This is a genomic window from Aminobacter sp. P4_H6_2 (assembly GCF_056400805.1).
Window position 1 is genome coordinate 1 of the sequence record NZ_JBFUKO010001010.1, and the last position, 1,177, is coordinate 1,177.

A 1,177-nucleotide genomic window follows, 5' to 3' on the forward strand; every position below is an offset into this window, starting at 1 on the left:
GAACGCAGCCACGACAAGCACAAGGATAGTGGCCGCCGAAAGGTCGAGCGGGAGAAGTTCTTGCATCAATGAAATTGCCGCCGTGAATGTTACGAACCGGCGTGATACAGGCATGCGGACGATTTCGCGAGTGGCCACGACGGCTCCATGAGGGAGCCAGCGCAAAGAGCCCCGGCGGTTGCACTTTTGGCCACCTTCCGTTATAGAGCCGCCACCCGCGTAGACACCCTTGGAGGCAACGCGGCGGAAGGCCGCCCCACCCGGCGGCTTTCGACGTTTACGGATGCGGCTTCGAGCCGGCCGTAGGCGCTCCATACAACCGAAAGGAAATGCCATGAGCGAAACATACGAGCTCAAGGCCGAAGCACGCGAACAGGTCGGTAAGGGGTCCGCCCGTGAAGTTCGCCGCAACGGTAAAGTGCCTGCAGTTATTTACGGCGACAAGCAGCCTCCCCTGGCCATCGCCCTGTCCTACAAGGACATCTTCTACAAGATCCATKGCGGCAGCTTTCTGACCACCGTGGCCACGATCGATGTCGACGGCAAGAAGATCCAGGTCCTGCCGAAGGACTATCAGCTTGACCCGGTCCGTGACTTCCCGATGCATGTCGACTTCCTGCGCGTCGGCGCAAACACCGAAGTCAACGTCCAGGTTCCGGTGCACTTCATCAATGAAGAAAAGTCGCCCGGCATCAAGCGCGGCGGTACGCTCAACATCGTTCGTCACGAAGTCGAGTTCCACTGCCCGGCCAATGCGATCCCGGACTTCATCACCGTCGATCTCGACGGCACCGACATCGGCGATTCGATCCACATCTCGGCCGTCAAGCTGCCCAAGGGCGTAAAGCCGGTCATCTCCGACCGCGATTTCACCATCGCAACGATCGCCGGCACTTCGGCATCGAAGTCGGAAGAAGGCGCTGCCGAAGGTGGCGAGGCCGCCGAGGCCTAAGCCTCTAGCGCCCGGAGGATCCGAACATGCTGCTCTTTGCAGGTCTCGGCAATCCGGGTGCGCAATATCAGAACAACCGGCACAATGTCGGCTACATGGCGGCGGACGCAATTGCCCGCCGCCATTCGTTTTCGCCCTGGACGAAAAAGTTCAAGGGCCTGATTTCCGAAGGCAACATCGGCGGCGAAAAGGTCATCCTGATCAAGCCGCAGACCTTCATGAACC

The 1,177-nt window shown here is 59.9% G+C and carries 2 protein-coding genes; both read left to right on the plus strand.

Going from position 1 to position 1,177, the window contains the following annotated elements:
- Nucleotides 1–334: 334 nt before the first annotated feature.
- Entirely contained in the window at nucleotides 335–952 is a 618-nt protein-coding gene (locus tag AC1DUU_RS32530; RefSeq protein WP_476787404.1) for a 50S ribosomal protein L25/general stress protein Ctc, read from the plus strand.
- Between the two features lie 26 nt (nucleotides 953–978).
- Nucleotides 979–1,177: aminoacyl-tRNA hydrolase (locus tag AC1DUU_RS32535; protein WP_476787405.1), on the plus strand; the 199-nt coding region annotated here is incomplete at its 3' end.